The sequence below is a fragment of the Streptomyces regalis genome, from assembly GCF_001509475.1.
GTDB classification, from domain to species: domain Bacteria; phylum Actinomycetota; class Actinomycetes; order Streptomycetales; family Streptomycetaceae; genus Streptomyces; species Streptomyces regalis.
This window is the reverse complement of the sequence record NZ_LLZG01000104.1, coordinates 133,205-149,935: the sequence shown is the minus strand read 5'-3', so window position 1 is coordinate 149,935 and position 16,731 is coordinate 133,205. Positions and strand designations below refer to the sequence as shown.

At 69.3% G+C, this 16,731-nt stretch carries 13 protein-coding genes and 1 pseudogene; 1 reads left to right on the top strand and 13 read right to left on the bottom strand.

Translation table 11 applies throughout. The annotated features are described in order from the left end of the window. Positions 1-200: pseudogene (locus ADL12_RS56455) on the bottom strand (TraR/DksA family transcriptional regulator); the annotation flags it as partial. Positions 201-803: 603 nt separating this feature from the next. Here ADL12_RS56455 and ileS point away from each other — a divergent pair. Next, positions 804-3,950 (top strand): isoleucine--tRNA ligase, encoded by a 3,147-nt coding sequence (gene ileS / locus ADL12_RS16150; RefSeq protein ID WP_062702931.1) that lies wholly within the window; start codon positions 804-806, stop codon positions 3,948-3,950. A 210-nt stretch (positions 3,951-4,160) separates the two neighbouring features. On the opposite strand, the gene ADL12_RS16145 is transcribed toward ileS, so the two are convergent. The 12 genes from ADL12_RS16145 to ADL12_RS16090 all read right to left on the bottom strand — a co-directional run bounded on the left by ADL12_RS16145 (position 4,161) and on the right by ADL12_RS16090 (position 16,730). Then, the gene (locus ADL12_RS16145; RefSeq protein WP_062702930.1) at positions 4,161-5,309 is read right to left on the bottom strand and encodes a DivIVA domain-containing protein; all 1,149 of its coding nucleotides are present in this window, start codon (positions 5,307-5,309) and stop codon (positions 4,161-4,163) included. Positions 5,310-5,364: 55 nt separating this feature from the next. Then, a complete protein-coding gene (locus ADL12_RS16140; RefSeq protein ID WP_004001943.1) occupies positions 5,365-5,652 on the bottom strand; it encodes a YggT family protein in 288 nt (95 codons plus the stop codon). 59 nt (positions 5,653-5,711) lie between these two features. Beyond that, positions 5,712-6,353 carry a cell division protein SepF gene (locus ADL12_RS16135; protein WP_062702928.1) on the bottom strand — a complete coding sequence of 214 codons (642 nt, stop codon included), beginning with the start codon at positions 6,351-6,353 and terminating at the stop codon, positions 5,712-5,714. 128 nt (positions 6,354-6,481) lie between these two features. Beyond that, positions 6,482-7,201: a YggS family pyridoxal phosphate-dependent enzyme gene (locus ADL12_RS16130; protein WP_062702960.1), complete on the bottom strand. Its 720-nt coding sequence runs from the start codon at positions 7,199-7,201 to the stop codon at positions 6,482-6,484. Positions 7,202-7,207: 6 nt separating this feature from the next. Then, positions 7,208-7,936 carry a peptidoglycan editing factor PgeF gene (gene pgeF / locus ADL12_RS16125; protein ID WP_062702926.1) on the bottom strand — a complete coding sequence of 243 codons (729 nt, stop codon included), beginning with the start codon at positions 7,934-7,936 and terminating at the stop codon, positions 7,208-7,210. Between the two features lie 10 nt (positions 7,937-7,946). Further along, complete coding sequence (gene ftsZ, locus ADL12_RS16120) at positions 7,947-9,158, bottom strand: cell division protein FtsZ (protein ID WP_062702924.1); 1,212 nt, start codon at positions 9,156-9,158, stop codon at positions 7,947-7,949. A gap of 290 nt (positions 9,159-9,448) precedes the next feature. Then, on the bottom strand, positions 9,449-10,249 hold the full coding sequence (locus tag ADL12_RS16115) for a cell division protein FtsQ/DivIB (RefSeq protein WP_062702923.1): 801 nt from the start codon (positions 10,247-10,249) through the stop codon (positions 9,449-9,451). Between the two features lie 26 nt (positions 10,250-10,275). Then, positions 10,276-11,367 (bottom strand): undecaprenyldiphospho-muramoylpentapeptide beta-N-acetylglucosaminyltransferase, encoded by a 1,092-nt coding sequence (gene murG, locus ADL12_RS16110; RefSeq protein WP_062702921.1) that lies wholly within the window; start codon positions 11,365-11,367, stop codon positions 10,276-10,278. A gap of 6 nt (positions 11,368-11,373) precedes the next feature. Further along, complete coding sequence (gene ftsW, locus ADL12_RS16105) at positions 11,374-12,735, bottom strand: putative lipid II flippase FtsW (protein WP_062702919.1); 1,362 nt, start codon at positions 12,733-12,735, stop codon at positions 11,374-11,376. A gap of 103 nt (positions 12,736-12,838) precedes the next feature. Continuing rightward, positions 12,839-14,263 (bottom strand): UDP-N-acetylmuramoyl-L-alanine--D-glutamate ligase, encoded by a 1,425-nt coding sequence (murD, locus tag ADL12_RS16100; protein WP_062702918.1) that lies wholly within the window; start codon positions 14,261-14,263, stop codon positions 12,839-12,841. Continuing rightward, positions 14,245-15,318 carry a phospho-N-acetylmuramoyl-pentapeptide-transferase gene (gene mraY, locus ADL12_RS16095; RefSeq protein WP_062702916.1) on the bottom strand — a complete coding sequence of 358 codons (1,074 nt, stop codon included), beginning with the start codon at positions 15,316-15,318 and terminating at the stop codon, positions 14,245-14,247. Before mraY ends, murD begins: the two co-directional genes overlap by 19 nt. Continuing rightward, positions 15,315-16,730 carry a UDP-N-acetylmuramoyl-tripeptide--D-alanyl-D-alanine ligase gene (locus tag ADL12_RS16090; RefSeq protein WP_062702915.1) on the bottom strand — a complete coding sequence of 472 codons (1,416 nt, stop codon included), beginning with the start codon at positions 16,728-16,730 and terminating at the stop codon, positions 15,315-15,317. Before ADL12_RS16090 ends, mraY begins: the two co-directional genes overlap by 4 nt. Position 16,731: the final 1 nt, after the last annotated feature.

Sequence of the window (16,731 nt, the reverse complement as noted above, 5' to 3'; positions counted from 1 at the left end):
GGCTTCCCGCCCCGCGCCCCCGCGGAAGAACCTCCCTGCGCCCCCGTGGAACTCCCCCGCGCGCTCTTCTTCCCACTCACATCCTTGGCCCCACCACCGGAGGCACTGGCACCACCGGAAACACCCGTACCACCGGAGGCGCTCGCATGGGTGGACCTGCCCGACGCCGACTGCTGTACGGCGGTCTTCTTCGCCACCATGCCGCGGCCCCTTCACATATTGTGATCTTGCTCGCGAATCGTGCTGGGACGATAAATCGACTTGAGTCCCGCGGCAACGGGGCACACCGCCCGATTCGCCCGCCCCGCGCATGCCGCGCGGCAGACCTGCATGCGTTGTGCCCAGCTCCCCGCCGGGTATGCCGCCGAGCCGACCGCCCCAGAATCCGAACGCACGTACCGAACCATTCGGGTCACCGCGGCCCGTACGGCCTCCCCGTCCCCCACCCCTCGGAAATCCGGTCGGCCGCTGTCCCCGGGGCGCCGTACACTGGGCGCAGCGAAAAGCGTGGATGGGGACGAGTAGCGACGTACGCAGCCCAGAGCGACCCGGGGACGGTGGAAGCCCGGGGGCGAGCGCGACGTGAAGATCACCCCGGAGCCGTCGGAAGAACACCGCAGCCGTAGGCGGCGGCCAGTAGAACCGGCATCGCGACCCCAATGAGGGGGCTCACCGACGCACACCCCGCGTCGGCGGGCCAAGGAGGGTGGTACCGCGGGAGCGCGCCGAAACCGGCGTACGGAAAGACACAGCTCTCGTCCCTCCGGACGGAAGGCAGCAAGTCCGCCGGAGGAAGCTCGCTGATGACAACGCCGACGTACCGCCAGGTACCCGCCCAGGTCGACCTGCCCGCACTCGAGCACGCCGTGCTCGACTTCTGGCGCGAGCAGAAGATCTTCGCCAAGAGCCTGGAGCAGTCCGAGGGCCACCCCGAGTGGGTGTTCTACGAAGGCCCGCCCACCGCCAACGGCATGCCCGGCGCCCACCACATCGAGGCCCGCGTCTTCAAGGACGTCTTCCCCCGCTTCCGCACCATGCGCGGCTACCACGTCGCCCGCAAGGCCGGCTGGGACTGCCACGGCCTCCCCGTCGAGCTGGCGGTCGAGAAGGAGCTCGGCTTCAGCGGCAAGAAGGACATCGAGGCGTACGGCATCGCCGAGTTCAACACCAAGTGCCGCGAGTCCGTGCTGCGGCACACCGATGCCTTCTCCGACCTGACGACCCGCATGGGCTACTGGGTCGACCTCGACGACGCGTACGTCACGATGGACCCCGAGTACATCGAGTCCGTCTGGTGGTCGCTCAAGGAGATCTTCAACAAGGACCTGCTGGTCCAGGACCACCGCGTCGCCCCCTGGTGCCCCCGCTGCGGCACCGGCCTGTCCGACCACGAGCTGGCGCAGGGCTACGAGACGGTCGTCGACCCCTCGGTGTACGTCCGTTTCCCGCTCACCTCCGGTCCGCTCGCCGGCGAAGCCGCGCTCCTGGTGTGGACGACCACGCCCTGGACCCTCGTCTCCAACACGGCCGTGGCCGCGCACCCCGAGGTCACCTACGTCGTCGCGACGAAGGGCCCGGAAGGCACAGAGAAGCTCGTCGTCGCCGAGCCGCTTCTCGCCAAGGCCCTCGGCGAGGGCTGGGAGACCACCGGCCAGTCCTTCACGGGCGCCGAAATGGAGCGCTGGACGTATCAACGTCCGTTCGAGCTGGTGGAGTTCCCAGCTCCGGCCCACTACGTGGTCAACGCCGAGTACGTCACCACCGAGGACGGTACGGGCCTGGTCCACCAGTCCCCCGCCTTCGGTGAGGACGACCTCAAGGTCTGCCGCGCCTACGACCTGCCCGTCGTGAACCCCGTCCGCCCGGACGGCACCTTCGACGAGGACGTCCCGCTGGTCGGCGGCGTCTTCTTCAAGAAGGCGGACGAAAACCTCACCGAGGACCTCCAGCAGCGCGGTCTGCTCTTCAGGCACATCCCGTACGAGCACAGCTACCCGCACTGCTGGCGCTGCCACACCGCGCTCCTCTACTACGCGCAGCCGTCCTGGTACATCCGCACCACGGCCGTGAAGGACCGCCTCCTCCAGGAGAACGAGAAGACCAACTGGTTCCCCGACACGGTCAAGCACGGCCGCTTCGGTGACTGGCTGAACAACAACATCGACTGGGCGCTGTCCCGCAACCGCTACTGGGGCACCCCGCTGCCGATCTGGCGCTGCGAGGACGAGCACCTCACCTGCGTCGGCTCCCGCGCGGAGCTCACCGAGCTGACCGGCACCGACCAGTCGAGCCTGGATCCGCACCGCCCGTACATCGACGACGTCACCTTCGCGTGCCCCCAGTGCGAGAAGACGGCCACGCGCGTGCCGGAGGTCATCGACGCCTGGTACGACTCGGGCTCGATGCCGTTCGCACAGTGGGGCTACCCGCACAAGAACAAGGAGCTCTTCGAGAGCCGCTACCCGGCGCAGTTCATCAGCGAGGCCATCGACCAGACCCGCGGCTGGTTCTACACGCTGATGGCGGTCGGCACGCTCGTCTTCGACAAGTCGTCGTACGAGAACGTCGTGTGCCTCGGCCACATCCTCGCCGAGGACGGCCGCAAGATGTCCAAGCACCTGGGCAACACCCTGGAGCCGATCCCGCTCATGGACCGGCACGGCGCGGACGCGGTGCGCTGGTTCATGGCGGCCGGCGGCTCCCCATGGGCGGCACGCCGCGTGGGCCACGGCACGATCCAGGAGGTCGTCCGCAAGACCCTCCTCACCTACTGGAACACGGTCGCCTTCCAGGCCCTGTACGCCCGTACATCGAACTGGGCACCGTCCGAGGCCGACCCGGCCCCGGCCGACCGCCCGGTCCTGGACCGCTGGCTGCTGTCCGAGCTGCACGCGCTGACCGACCAGGTGACCCAGTCCCTGGAGGCCTACGACACCCAGCGCGCCGGCAAGCTGCTGTCGGCCTTCGTCGACGATCTCTCCAACTGGTACGTGCGCCGCTCCCGCCGCCGCTTCTGGCAGGGCGACAAGGCGGCGCTGCGCACCCTGCACGAGGTCGTCGAGACGGTCACGAAGCTGATGGCCCCGCTGACCCCGTTCATCACCGAGCGGGTCTGGCAGGACCTGATCGTCCCGGTCACGCCGGGCGCCCCGGAGTCGGTCCACCTGGCGTCCTGGCCGGAGGCGGACCTGTCGGTGATCGACCCGGAGCTGTCGAAGCAGATGGTCCTGGTCCGCCGGCTGGTCGAGCTGGGCCGCGCCACGCGCGCGGAGTCGGGCGTGAAGACCCGCCAGCCGCTGCGGCGCGCGCTGGTGGCCGCGACCGGCTTCGAGGCGCTCAACCTCGAGCTGCACACGCAGATCACCGAGGAGCTGAACGTCGAGTCGCTGGCGTCGCTGTCCGAGGTGGGCGGCAGCCTGGTGGACACCACCGCCAAGGCAAACTTCCGCGCCCTGGGCAAGCGGTTCGGCAAGCGCGTCCAGGATGTGGCGAAGGCCATCGCGGGCGCGGACGCGGCGGCGCTGTCGCTGGCCCTGCGCGAGGGCACGGCGTCGGTCGAGGTCGACGGCGAGACGGTCACCCTCGCTCCGGACGAGGTGATCATCACGGAGACCCCGCGCGAGGGCTGGTCGGTGGCGTCCGACTCGGGTGCGACGGTCGCGCTGGACCTGGAGATCACGGAGGAGCTGCGCCGCTCGGGCCTGGCCCGTGACGCGATCCGCCTGATCCAGGAGGCCCGCAAGAACAGCGGCCTGGACGTGGCCGACCGCATCGCCCTGCGCTGGACGGCGACGGACCCGGCGACGGTCGCGGCGCTGAGCGAGCACGCCGAGCTCATCGCCGACGAGGTCCTCGCCACGGACTTCGCCCAGGGCGAGGCGGACGACACCTACGGCAAGCCGTTCACGGACGAGGGCCTGACCCTGACGTTCCGCCTCCGCAAGGCGTAGCGAGGCTCGACCGAACATCCGAAGGCCCGGGACCGCCAAAGAATCTTGGTGGTCCCGGGCCTTCGGCGTTGTGTACGTCGGACATCGCACCCAACTCCCGAACAAACGCCGCAAACCCCGTGAACACGCGTAGCAAAAGGGCGGGGCCCCGGATCGAAATCCGGGGCCCCGCCCTGAACGCTGCCGACGCCTACGGCGTACTACCAACCGTCAGTTGTCGTCCTCGTCGATGAGGAACCCGCGCATCGGCGACGGTGCCTGGCCCATCGGACCGGGACCCTGCGGCCGGACCGGTGCCATGGGCTGGGTCATCGCCGGGGACATCTGCTGCTGACCGCCGTAGGACGGAGCAGCCGGAGACGGGGCGCCGCCCATCGTCTGGTTGCCGCCGTACGACGGGGCACTCGCGCCGGCCGGTGCCATGGAAGGCGCCGGGGACGGCGGGAGGGACGCCGTGGCCGGGGTGCGCGGCGGGGCGAGCGAGTCGTCCGACTGGGTCTCCAGCTGGCGCAGCTGCGACTCCAGGTAGGACTTCAGCCGCGTGCGGTACTCGCGCTCGAAGCCGCGCAGGTCCTCGACCTTGCGCTCCAGCGTGGCGCGGGCGGACTCCAGGGAGCCCATCGCGACGCGGTGCTTCTCCTGCGCGTCCCGCTCCAGGGCGTCAGCCTTGGCACGGGCGTCACGCTCGAGACCCTCGGCACGCGAACGCGCCTCGCCGACGATCTTGTTGGCCTCGGAACGAGCCTCGGCGATCGCCTGGTCGGCGGTCTGCTGGGCCAGCGACAGGACACGGGCAGCACTGTCGCCACCGGGGCCACCCTGACCCGGGCCGCCCATGGGGCCACCCATGGGACCGCCCATCGGGCCACCCATCTGCTGCTGCATCGGGGGCTGGCCCATCGGCCCCGGACCCTGGCCCATCGGACCGGGACCCTGCGGGCCACCCTGACCGCCGGGACCGGCGGGCAGCTGCGGAGCACCGCTGGGCAGCTGGGGCGGGCCTCCCATGGGGCCACCCATCTGCTGCTGCGGCGGGCCCGATATGCCGGCGGGCACAGGAGCGCCGGGACCGCGCATGCCCTGCTGAGGCATACCGCCCTGCTGAGGCATGCCGCCCTGCTGCTGGTCCTGGGGGCCGCCGGGACCCTCCGGGGGCTTGCGCATGTTCTGCTGGTTCTGAGCAGCAGCGCGCGTGGCCGCGGCCAGCTTGGCGCGCAGGTCCTCGTTCTCGCGGAGCAGGCGCGTCAGTTCGGCTTCGACCTCATCGAGGAAGGCATCGACCTCGTCCTCGTCATAGCCTTCTCGGAGGCGGACGGTCGTGAACTGCTTGTTCCGCACGTCCTCGGGGGTCAACGGCATCTCTTCACCTCAACGTAGTCGTCGGCAGTCGGCAAGACCGTATCTGTCACATCGCTCACATCGCGCTCCGCACGAGCGTGATCAGGATGTAGACGATGATCATCAGAACGAAGAAGGACAGGTCGAGCGCCACGCCCCCGAGACGCAGCGGCGGGATGACCCGCCGCAGAAGCTTGAGCGGTGGATCAGTGACAGTGTAGGTGGCCTCCAGAACGACCACCATCGCCTTGCCGGGTTGCCACGAGCGGGCGAACTGGAAGACGTAGTCCATGACCAACCGGAAGATGAGCACGATGAGGAAGACCATCAGCGCGATGTAGAGAACCTGCAAGACCACGCTCATGACTGGTGCTTCCCTCTCCCCTGTTTCTTGTTCCGTGCGTGTGTTTCCGGTGGTGCGTCTCAGCTCTGGTTGAAGAACCCGCCCTCTGCGATACGGGCCTTGTCCTCCGCCGTGACATCGACGTTAGCAGGCGACAACAGGAACACCTTCTGCGTCACCCGCTCGATGCTGCCGTGAAGACCAAACACCAAACCAGCCGCAAAGTCGACAAGTCGCTTCGCGTCTGTGTCATCCATCTCAGTCAGATTCATGATCACCGGGGTGCCTTCACGGAAGTGTTCCCCGATGGTACGGGCCTCGTTGTAGGTCCGCGGGTGAAGCGTGGTGATCCGGTAAGGCTCTCGTTCCGACACAACCTTGGGCATGATCACCGGTGCGTTCTTCTCCAGGCTTGCGCGTTCTTGTGTGATGGACGCCACGGGCGCGATGCGCGCCGGACGGCCGGATTCCGCGGGTAGCGAAGTCGATCGGGCCACGGGTTCACGCGGCGCGGGCGGCTGTACGATTCGCACCTCTTCGTCCCTTTGGGACAGATGTGCACTGTGCGACTGGTGCGACGGCTCGTGCCGTCGGTGGTCCCGCTCGGGCTCCGGGTCCAGTTCGGGCTCGAAGTCGTCGTCGGGGTCGAACCCCCGGCCGTCGTACCCATCGTCCTCCACGAGGCCGAGGTAGACCGCCATCTTGCGCATCGCGCCGGCCATGCTCTGAGTCCTCCGCTCTGTGGTGGATCGGCTGACGACTGCCAAGTGCCCGCGATCCACGCGGTCGTTACGCCACCTTGCGGCGACATTGACCATATTTTCTGCTGTGGTCCGACTTCTTGGCGACGTTACCCGAGCCTGGGGCGGACTCCGAGTACCGCAGTGCCGACGCGCACATGTGTCGCACCCGCCGCCACGGCCTCCTCAAGGTCCGCACTCATTCCTGCCGACACCATGTTCGCAGTCGGATGGGCTCGGCGCAGGTCGGTCGACAAATCCATCAACCGCTCGAACGCCGCCTGTTGGCGCCCCGCGTACTCCCCGGTGAGCGGAGCGACGGTCATGAGCCCGTCGAGCCGCAACGCCGGAGCCTTCGCGACAAGATCGGCCAACTCTTCGATCCCGCCCGGCGCCACACCACCGCGCTCACCCCTCTCGCGCTCCCCCGCGTCCAGCGCGACCTGGATGAGGCAACCCACTTCGCGCTCCTGCCGTACGGCCTCCTTCGACAGCGCCGTCACCAGCTTGGAACGATCGACGGACTGCACGAGATCCGCGTAACCGACCACGGACCGCACTTTGTTGGTCTGCAACTGGCCGACAAAATGCCACGCAAGGGGCAGATCCGAGCATTCGGCGGCCTTCGGCGCCGCGTCCTGATCGCGGTTCTCGGCGACATGGCGCACACCGAGCTCCGACAGGATCCGCACATCGCTCGCCGGGTAGGTCTTGGTGACCACGATCAGGGTCACCTCCTCGCGGCCACGCCCGGCGGCCGCGCAGGCGGCGGCGATACGGTCCTCCACCTTCGCCAGATTTGCGGCGAGTTCGCCCTTACGGTCCGTCATGTCCATTCAGTCCAGCCACACATAGCCCGCGAGCCGACCGGTGGTGCGGTCGCGGCGGTACGAGAAGTGGTCGCCCGACTCCCGCGTGCACACCGGCGAGTGCTTCCGGTCGCGCACGCCGCGCCGTTCGAGCTGCGCGTGCACCCCGGCGACCACGTCGACCGCCGGCGTGCCCCAACTCGTCTCGGCGTGCGCCATCGGTTCCACGGCGGCCACCTCGGCGCGCATCGCCTCCGGCACCTCGTAGCACCGGCCGCAGACGGCGGGGCCGGTGCGGGCGACGATCCGGGCGGGGTCGGCGCCCAGTTCCGTCATCGCGCGTAGCGCGGCCGGGACGACCCCGGCGACCATGCCGGGCCGCCCCGCGTGGGCCGCCGCGACGATCCCGGCGACCGGGTCGGCCAACAGGACCGGCACACAGTCCGCCGTGAGAACGGCGAGGGCGAGGCCCCGCCGCGCCGTGACGATCGCGTCGACGTCGGGCACCGGACGATCGAGCCATGGTCCGTCGACCACCGCGACGTCCGTCCCGTGCACCTGGTTCATCCAGACGACCTCACCCGGGTCGAGCCCGAGCGACTTGGCGGCGAGTTCTCGATTGGTCAGTACGGCGTCGCCGTCGTCGCCGACCGCGCCGCCGAGATTGAGCTCCTCATACGGAGCGGCGCTCACCCCGCCCCACCGGTCGGTGAAAGCGAAGTGCGCGCCGCTCACGATGTCGCGCTGTCCTATCACGTCAGAAGGATCACTTAAGGAAGTCCGGGACGTCCAGCTCCTCCGCCGCACTGTCGGCGTAGGTCCGCGACGGCGGGACCGGCGGGGCGACCGGGATGTCGGCCACCGGGTCCGGTGCGGCGGGCTCGGGCTCCTCTTTCGGCGTGACGCTGCCGAGCGAGCCGAAGGACGGCCGGCTCTCGGACTGCCGTACCGGAGTGGGCTCCTCACGGCGGGGCGACGACGAGGTCGAGGAGGAGGTCGAGCCGAGGACGTTGTCCCGCCGGGCCGGCGGCTGACCCCCGTCGAAGCCGGCCGCGATCACGGTGACCCGGACCTCGTCGCCGAGGGCGTCGTCGATGACCGCGCCGAAGATGATGTTGGCCTCGGGGTGGGCGGCCTCGCTCACCAGCTGGGCGGCCTCGTTGATCTCGAACAGGCCGAGGTCCGAGCCGCCGGAGATGGAGAGGAGCACGCCCCGGGCGCCGTCGATGGACGCCTCGAGCAGCGGCGAGGAGATCGCCATCTCGGCCGCGGCCACCGCGCGGTCGTCGCCGCGGGCCGAGCCGATGCCCATGAGGGCCGAACCGGCCTCGGACATGACCGACTTGACGTCCGCGAAGTCGAGGTTGATGAGGCCGGGGGTGGTGATGAGGTCGGTGATGCCCTGGACACCGGAGAGGAGGACCTGGTCAGCCGACTTGAAGGCATCGAGCACCGAGACCTGGCGGTCCGAGATGGACAGCAGCCGGTCGTTCGGGATGACGATGAGGGTGTCGACCTCTTCGCGGAGCTCGGCGATGCCGTCCTCGGCCTGGTTGGCGCGGCGCCGTCCCTCGAAGGTGAACGGGCGCGTGACCACGCCGATGGTGAGGGCTCCCAGAGAGCGGGCGATGTTGGCCACGACGGGCGCGCCGCCGGTGCCGGTGCCGCCGCCTTCACCGGCCGTCACGAAGACCATGTCGGCCCCCTTGAGGACCTCCTCGATCTCCTCGCGGTGGTCCTCGGCGGCCTTGCGGCCGACGGCCGGGTTGGCTCCGGCGCCGAGTCCGCGGGTGAGTTCACGGCCGACGTCGAGCTTGACGTCGGCGTCGCTCATCAACAGAGCTTGCGCGTCGGTGTTGATGGCGATGAACTCGACGCCCTTGAGACCGACCTCGATCATCCGGTTGATGGCATTGACACCACCGCCGCCGACACCGATGACTTTGATGACTGCGAGGTAGTTCTGCGGTGCTGCCACGTCGAAGGCCTCTCGCCTCGAGTTACGGGTCGTCGGATCACGGGGAAGCGCTGTGCTCCGCGAAACCCGGCGACTGATGCCGAATGGGACGGTCCGTAGCGCCGACCCGAACCCTAACCCTGAAGTTTAGGGTTACCAGTGTGTCTGTTCCTTGAAGTCTTCTGAACAGGACACTAAGTCGACAAGTGGCGCACGTTCAACGAACACGCCGAACCTCCCGTTTTTCTTTTCACCCTATGTGATCAGCCATGTCGCTGCCCAACCAGGGTGCTGGCCTGCGCAGATGTGCGTCAACTCCCTGATGACGCAGGGGCGGTGGGAACGCTGACGTCGAAGTACCGCGCATCCGGCGAGGCTTTCATGAGAGCGGTGAGTGTGCGAGCCTTCGCCGCACCCTTCTCGCCACTCCCCCAGGCGACGGTCCGGCCGTCGCCCAACTCCAGTGAGATGTCGTCGTAGGAGCGGACCTTGACGACCTGGGTGATGCGCGCGACGGCGGCCGGAATGGCGCCGGCGACCCGTACCGCCTCCCGCACCAGACGGTCCTCGCTGAAGCGGCGCAGGCTCGCGGCGGCGGAGCTCGACCGAGACAGCGTCAATTCCAGTGCGGGAACGCCTTTCGGAGCCTCAGAAACGGTGGCGAATCGGACACCTTCATCGTCCACTTCGACGAACTTTCCGCCTCTTTGGACAATCAGAACCGGAGTACGTTCCACCACTTTCAGGCCGATTCCATGCGGCCAGGAGCGGACTACGTCAACCACATCAATTCGGGGCAATTTCCGGCGCAGTCGTGCCTCAATCGCATCGGTGTCGACGGAAATCAGCGGTGCCCCGACGGGAACGTCAGCCGCCTCCCGGACCTGTGCGGGCGTCAGGACCCGGGTCCCGGAGACGGATACACGCTCGACGCGCAGCCATTTGGAGCCGTACAGCAGCCAGACGGAGCCCGCGCCGAGGAGCGCGAGCACGACGACAAGGATGATGATCACACGAAGGCGAAGGCGTCGCGGCCTCAACCGCCGGACGGGGGGCGGGTCGGACGACTCCTGCTGGCGTTCACCGCGCTCGGCGGTCGTCGGTCCGGCCACGCTCCCTGCCCTCCGTCATACGGTTCCTAGCGGCGGTGCGAGGCGATCGCCTCGTACACCATGCCGACGAGCAGGTCGTCGGCGTCCCGGCGGCCGAACTCGCTCGCGGCGCGGGACATCTCGTACAGCCGGTGCGGGTCGGCGAGCACGGGCAGGACGTTCTGCTGCACCCACTCGGGGGTGAGTTCCGCGTCGTCGACCAGCAGTCCGCCGCCGGCCTTGACCACCGGCTGGGCGTTCAGCCGCTGTTCGCCGTTGCCGATGGGCAGCGGGACGTAAGCGGCCGGGAGTCCGACGGCAGAGAGTTCGGCGACGGTCATCGCGCCCGCGCGGCAGAGCATCATGTCGGCCGCGGCGTACGCGAGGTCCATCCGGTCCAGGTAACTTACCGGGATGTAGGGCGGCATTCCCGGCATCTGCTGCACCTGCGGCAGTTCGTTCTTCGGGCCGACCGCGTGCAGGATCTGGATGCCGGCCTGCTGGAGCCAGGGCGCCACCTGCTGGACGACCTCGTTGAGGCGGCGGGCGCCCTGCGACCCGCCGGAGACCAGCAGCGTGGGCAGGTTCGGGTCGAGCCCGAACGCGGCGCGGGCCTCGGGGCGCATCGCGGCCCGGTCCAGGGTGGCGATGGTCCGGCGCAGCGGGATGCCGATGTAGCGCGAGTTGCGCAGCTTGCTGTCCGGGGTGGAGACGGCGACCTGGGCGGCGTACCGCGAACCGATCTTGTTGGCGAGGCCCGGTCGGGCGTTGGCCTCGTGGATGATGATCGGCACACCGAGGCGCTTGGCGGCGAGGTAGCCGGGCAGGGCGACATAGCCGCCGAAGCCGACGACGGCGTCCGCCTTGGTGCGCTCCAGGATCTGCTCGGTCGCCTTGATCGTGCCGCGCAGCCGGCCCGGGACGGTGATCAGCTCGGGCGTCGGCTTGCGTGGCAGGGGTACGGCGGGGATCAGCGCGAGCTCGTAGCCCCGCTCGGGTACGAGCCGGGTCTCCAGGCCGCGCTCCGTGCCCAGGGCCGTGATCCCCACGGTCGGGTCCTGCCTGCGCAGGGCGTCCGCGAGGGCGAGCGCGGGCTCGATGTGGCCGGCGGTCCCCCCACCGGCGAGTACGACATGCACCGAAATTCACCGCTCTCCGGACGAACGCGCCGCTGAGGCGCGCCGTCGCATCGTGTTCCATCTCCGAGGCTCCCGACCGCGGCCGGCGCCTCCCGCACGCTTTCTACCAAAGCGGGGTTGCCGGGCAGAAAGCGCCGCCCGCGCAGCGGGCTCGTCGCGCGCGAAGGCGATCAGCAGCCCGATGGCGAACATGGTCGGCAGCAAGGCGGATCCCCCGTAGGAGAACAGCGGGAGGGGGACGCCGGCGATCGGCAGCAGGCCGAGCACCGCACCGATGTTGATCACGGCTTGCGCGGTGATCCAGGTGGTCACACCTCCCGCGGCATACCTCACGAAGGGGTCCTCCGTGCGTCCGGCCACGCGGATACCCGCATAGCCTAGAGCCGCGAAGAGGGCGAGCACCGACACCGTCCCCGCCAAGCCCAGTTCCTCACCGGTGACGGCGAAGATGAAGTCCGTGTGGGCTTCGGGGAGTTGCCCCCATTTCTCCACACTCGCACCCAGCCCGGAGCCGAAAATTCCGCCGGAGGCGAGCGCGTAGATTCCGTGCACCGCCTGCCAGCAGTCGACGAGACCACTGCGCGGCTCGGTGGCGCCGAGGCACTGCAGGCGGGCCATGCGGTTCTCGCTGCTCTTGATGAGGAGCACGCCGATCGCGCCGGCCACCGACAGCACTCCCACGAACAGCCGGGTCGGCGCCCCCGCCAGCCACAGCAGGCCGAACAGGATCGCCGACAGGATGATCGCCGTACCCATGTCGCCGCCGAGCATGATCAGCCCGAGCAGCATGAAGGCGACCGGCACGAGCGGCACCAGCATGTGCTTCCACTGCGTCAGCAGCTTCTTGTCCTGCTTGCGGGCGATCAGGTCGGCGCCCCACAGCACCAGCGCCAGCTTGCCGAACTCGCTGGGCTGGATCTGGAAGGAGCCGCCGAGGGCGATCCAGTTCTGGTTGCCGTTGACCGCGACTCCTATCCCGGGCACCTGCACCAAGGCCATCAGGAAGACGGCACCGGCGAGGATCGGGTAGGCGAGCGCCCGGTGCAGCTTCACGGGCATCCGGGACGCGGCGAGCAGCAGCCCGGTGCCGATCGCGGCGGCCAGCAGCTGCTTGCGGAAGAAGTACGACCCCGGCAGCGACATCTGCAGGGCGGTGATCTGGGAGGCCGAGTAGACCATCACCAGGCCGAGCACGGTGATCAGCAGGCTGCCGCCGAGGATCAGGTAGTACGCGGTCAGCGGCCGGTCCCACGCCCGGTGCAGGCGCGTGTAGAGCCGTCGTACGGCGTTGTCGCGCGGCGGCCCTGGAGCGACGGGGCGCCGGACGGCCCGCTGGACGGGGGGCCGTCCGGTACGGCTACCGGGCATCGGCGCCCACCGCCTCGCCGTGGGAGTACGTACCGTCCGGCCACATCCGAGTCACGCGTCCCTCCAAGGGTCCCGAAGCACCCGCAGTGGCCGAGACCCGGCGTCAGGCGCCCGCGCCGAGTTCGCGAACCGCCTCCGCGAACGCGTCACCGCGCTGGTTGTAGTTGGCGAACATGTCCATCGAGGCACAGGCCGGGGCAAGGAGCACTGTGTCGCCGGGCTGGGCGAGGCCCTTCGCCTCCTGGACTGCCGCGAGCATCGCCCCAGTGTCGGTCCGGTCGAGGTCGACGACGGGTACTTCCGGCGCGTGTCGCGCGAGGGCTTCCCGGATCAGGCCACGATCGGCGCCGATGAGCACGGCCGCGCGAAGTCGCTTTGCCGACTTCGCGACCAGCTCCTCGAAGGCCGCGCCCTTGGCGAGCCCGCCCGCGATCCACACGATGGACTCGTAGGCAGCCAACGACGCCTCCGCCGCGTGGGTGTTGGTGGCCTTGGAGTCGTCGACGTAGGCGACCCCGTCGACGTCCGCCACGTGCGCGATGCGGTGGGCGTCCGGAGTGAAGGCCCGCAGGCCGTCGCGTACGGCCTTGGGGGGCACCCCGAAGGCCCGGGCGAGGGCCGCTGCCGCGAGGGCGTTGGCGATGTTGTGCGGGGCCGGCGGGTTGACGTCGGAGACCTCGGCGAGCTCCTGGGCGTTCTTCTGCCGGTCTTCGACGAAGGCGCGGTCGACGAGGATGCCCTCGACGACACCGAGTTGGGACGGGGCCGGGGTGCCGAGGGTGAAGCCGATGGCCCGGCAGCCCTCCTCGACGTCGGCCTCGCGCACCAGGTCCTCGGTGGCCTTGTCGGCGACGTTGTAGACGCAGGCGACGCGGTTGCCCTCGTAGATACGGCCCTTGTCGCGCGCGTACGCCTCCATGGAGCCGTGCCAGTCGAGGTGGTCGGGGGCGAGGTTGAGCACGACGGCCGAGTGGGCGCGCAGCGAGGGCGCCCAGTGGAGCTGGTAGCTGGACAACTCCACGGCCAGGACGTCGTACTGCTCCTCGCCGAGCACCGCGTCGAGGAGCGAGACGCCGATGTTGCCGACGGCGGCCGTGCGCAGGCCCGCCGCCTTGAGGATCGAGGCCAGCATCTGGACGGTCGTGGTCTTGCCGTTGGTGCCGGTGACGGCGAGCCAGGGCGCGGCGTCGGGGCCGCGCAGCCGCCAGGCCAGCTCCACGTCGCCCCAGACCGGGACGCCCGCTTCGTCAGCGGCCGCGAACAGCGGCTTGTCCGGCTTCCAGCCGGGCGCGGTGACGATGAGTTCGGTTCCTTCGGGCAGGGTCGCCCCGTCGCCGAGGCGGACGGTGATACCGAGCGCCTCCAGCTCGGCGGCCTGGGCACGCGCGCGTGCGTCGTCGCCGTCGTTGACGACGGTGACGGTCGCGCCGAGGCCGTGCAGGACCTTGGCCGCCGGGATCCCGGAGACACCGAGCCCGGCAACGGTGACGTTCTTCCCCTGCCAGTCGGTCACTTGTCCGCTGCCCATCCCGCATAGAAGAGGCCCAGTCCGACAATCACACAGATGCCCTGGATGATCCAGAAGCGGACCACCACAAGGACCTCGGACCAGCCCTTGAGTTCGAAGTGGTGCTGGAGTGGCGCCATCCGGAAGACGCGCTTGCCGGTGAGGCGGAAGGAGCCGACCTGGATGACCACCGACATGGTGATCAGGACGAACAGGCCGCCGAGGATGGCGAGCAGCAGCTCGGTGCGGGAGCAGATCGCGAGACCGGCGAGCACACCGCCGAGCGCGAGCGAGCCGGTGTCACCCATGAAGATCTTGGCCGGCGATGTGTTCCACCACAGGAAGCCGAGGCAGGCGCCCATCAGAGCGGCGGAGACGACGGCGAGGTCGAGTGGGTCGCGGACCTCGTAACAGGCGTTGGGGTTGGTCAGGGTCTGCGCGTTGGCGCAGGACTCCTGGTACTGCCACACGCCGATGAAGGTGTAGGCGCCGAAGACGAGCACGGAGGCACCGGTGGCCAGACCGTCCAGACCGTCGGTGAGGTTCACGCCGTTCGACATCGCGAGGATCATGAACAGCGCCCAGACGACGAACAGCACCGGACCGATCGTCCAGCCGAAGTCGGTGATGAACGACAGCTTCGTCGACGCCGGCGTGTTGCCGCGGGCGTCCTCGAACTGCAGCGAGAGCACCGCGAAGGCGATGCCGCCGAGCAACTGGCCTGCCATCTTCGCCTTGGCCCGCAGACCCAGCGAACGCCGCTTGACGATCTTGATGTAGTCGTCGAGAAAGCCGACCAGGCCCATCCCGACCATCAGGCCGAGCACCAGCACACCCGAGTAGGTGGGCGGCTTGCCCGTGATGAGCTTCGAAAGGAAGTACGCGGCGACCGTCGCGAAGATGAACGCGATGCCGCCCATGGTCGGCGTACCGCGCTTGCTGGCGTGCTCACGCGGGCCGTCGTCGCGAATGTACTGGCCGTAGCCCTTGCGCGCGAGGAGCTTGATCAGCAGGGGGGTGCCGATCAGGGTCAGGAAGAGGCCAATGACTCCTGCGAACAGGATCTGCTTCATCATCGGGCGGCAACCTCACCCTCGGCACCGGTCCCGAGCAGCGCCTCGGCGACGCTCTCCAACCCCACCGAACGGGACGCCTTCACGAGCACGACGTCCCCCGGGCGCAACTCGCTGCGCAACAGGTCGACCGCCGCCTGTGCGTCGGACACGTGCACCGACTCCTCACCCCACGAACCCTCGTTATATGCGCCCAGTTGCAGCCAGGACGCTTCCCTGCCCCCGACCGCGACGAGCTTGCTGACGTTGAGCCGGACGGCGAGCCGCCCGACCGCGTCGTGCTCGGCGAGCGCCTCGTCCCCGAGCTCGGCCATCTTGCCGAGCACCGCCCACGTACGGCGCCCCTTACCCATGGCAGCAAGGGCACGCAGAGCGGCCCTCATGGACTCGGGGTTCGCGTTGTAGGCGTCGTTGACGACCGTCACGCCGTCCGGGCGCTCGGTGACCTCCATCCGCCAGCGGGAGAGGGAGCCCGCCTCGGAGAGCGCGGTGGCGATCTCTTCCGCGGACATGCCCAGCTCATGGGCGACGGCGGCCGCGGCGAGCGCGTTCGACACGTGGTGCTCACCGTACAGGCGCATGGTCACATCGCTTGCACCGGAGGGTGTGTGAAGAGTGAAAGCAGGCTGTCCGCTGTCCGTGAGTCTCACGTTCTCGGCGCGTACGTCCGCTTCGCCTGACTCTCCGAAAAGGATCATCTTCGCCTTCGTACGGGACGCCATGGCCCGTACGAGGGGATCGTCGGCGTTGAGGATCGCGGCGCCGCCGTCTTCCGCCGGCGGAAGGGCCTCCACGAGTTCGCCCTTGGCCTGCGCGATCTGCTCGCGGCCGCCGAACTCGCCGATGTGGGCGGTGCCGACGTTGAGCACGAGGCCGATCTTCGGGGGCGTCAGATCGGCGAGGTAGCGGATGTGGCCGATGCCGCGGGCGCCCATCTCCAGGACGAGGAACCTGGTCTCCTCGGTGGCGCTGAGGGCGGTCAGCGGCAGCCCGATCTCGTTGTTGAGCGAGCCCGGCGTCCACACGGTGGGCGCCTTGCGCTGGAGCACCTGGGCGATCAGGTCCTTGGTGCTGGTCTTGCCCGCCGAGCCGGTCAGGGCCACGAGGGTCGCGCCGAGCCGTCGTACGACATGGCGGGCGAGGGCGCCGAGGGCCTTCTGGACGTCGGCCACGACGATCGTGGGCACGCCCACGGGCCGGGAGCCGAGTACGGCGACGGCACCCGCGGCCACGACCGCCGACGCGTAGTCGTGGCCGTCCACGCGCTCGCCGACGAAGGCGGCGAAGAGGGTGCCGGGCTCCACTTCACGGGAGTCCCGGACGACCGGTCCGGTGACCTGGACGGACGGATCCGGTATGTCGTACGTCTGCCCGCCGACGACTTCTGCGATCTCGGCGAGAGAGAGGGCGATCACA

Coding starts and splice junctions, on each gene's coding strand:
- ADL12_RS16140 (WP_004001943.1), bottom strand. CDS start 5,652: ATGAGCGTGGTCTTGCAGGTTCTCTACATCGCGCTGATGGTCTTCCTC.
- ileS (WP_062702931.1), top strand. CDS start 804: ATGACAACGCCGACGTACCGCCAGGTACCCGCCCAGGTCGACCTGCCC.
- ADL12_RS16130 (WP_062702960.1), bottom strand. CDS start 7,201: ATGACGGACCGTAAGGGCGAACTCGCCGCAAATCTGGCGAAGGTGGAG.
- ftsW (WP_062702919.1), bottom strand. CDS start 12,735: ATGCCCGGTAGCCGTACCGGACGGCCCCCCGTCCAGCGGGCCGTCCGG.
- murD (WP_062702918.1), bottom strand. CDS start 14,263: ATGGGCAGCGGACAAGTGACCGACTGGCAGGGGAAGAACGTCACCGTT.
- ADL12_RS16135 (WP_062702928.1), bottom strand. CDS start 6,353: ATGGCCGGCGCGATGCGCAAGATGGCGGTCTACCTCGGCCTCGTGGAG.
- mraY (WP_062702916.1), bottom strand. CDS start 15,318: ATGATGAAGCAGATCCTGTTCGCAGGAGTCATTGGCCTCTTCCTGACC.
- ADL12_RS16145 (WP_062702930.1), bottom strand. CDS start 5,309: ATGCCGTTGACCCCCGAGGACGTGCGGAACAAGCAGTTCACGACCGTC.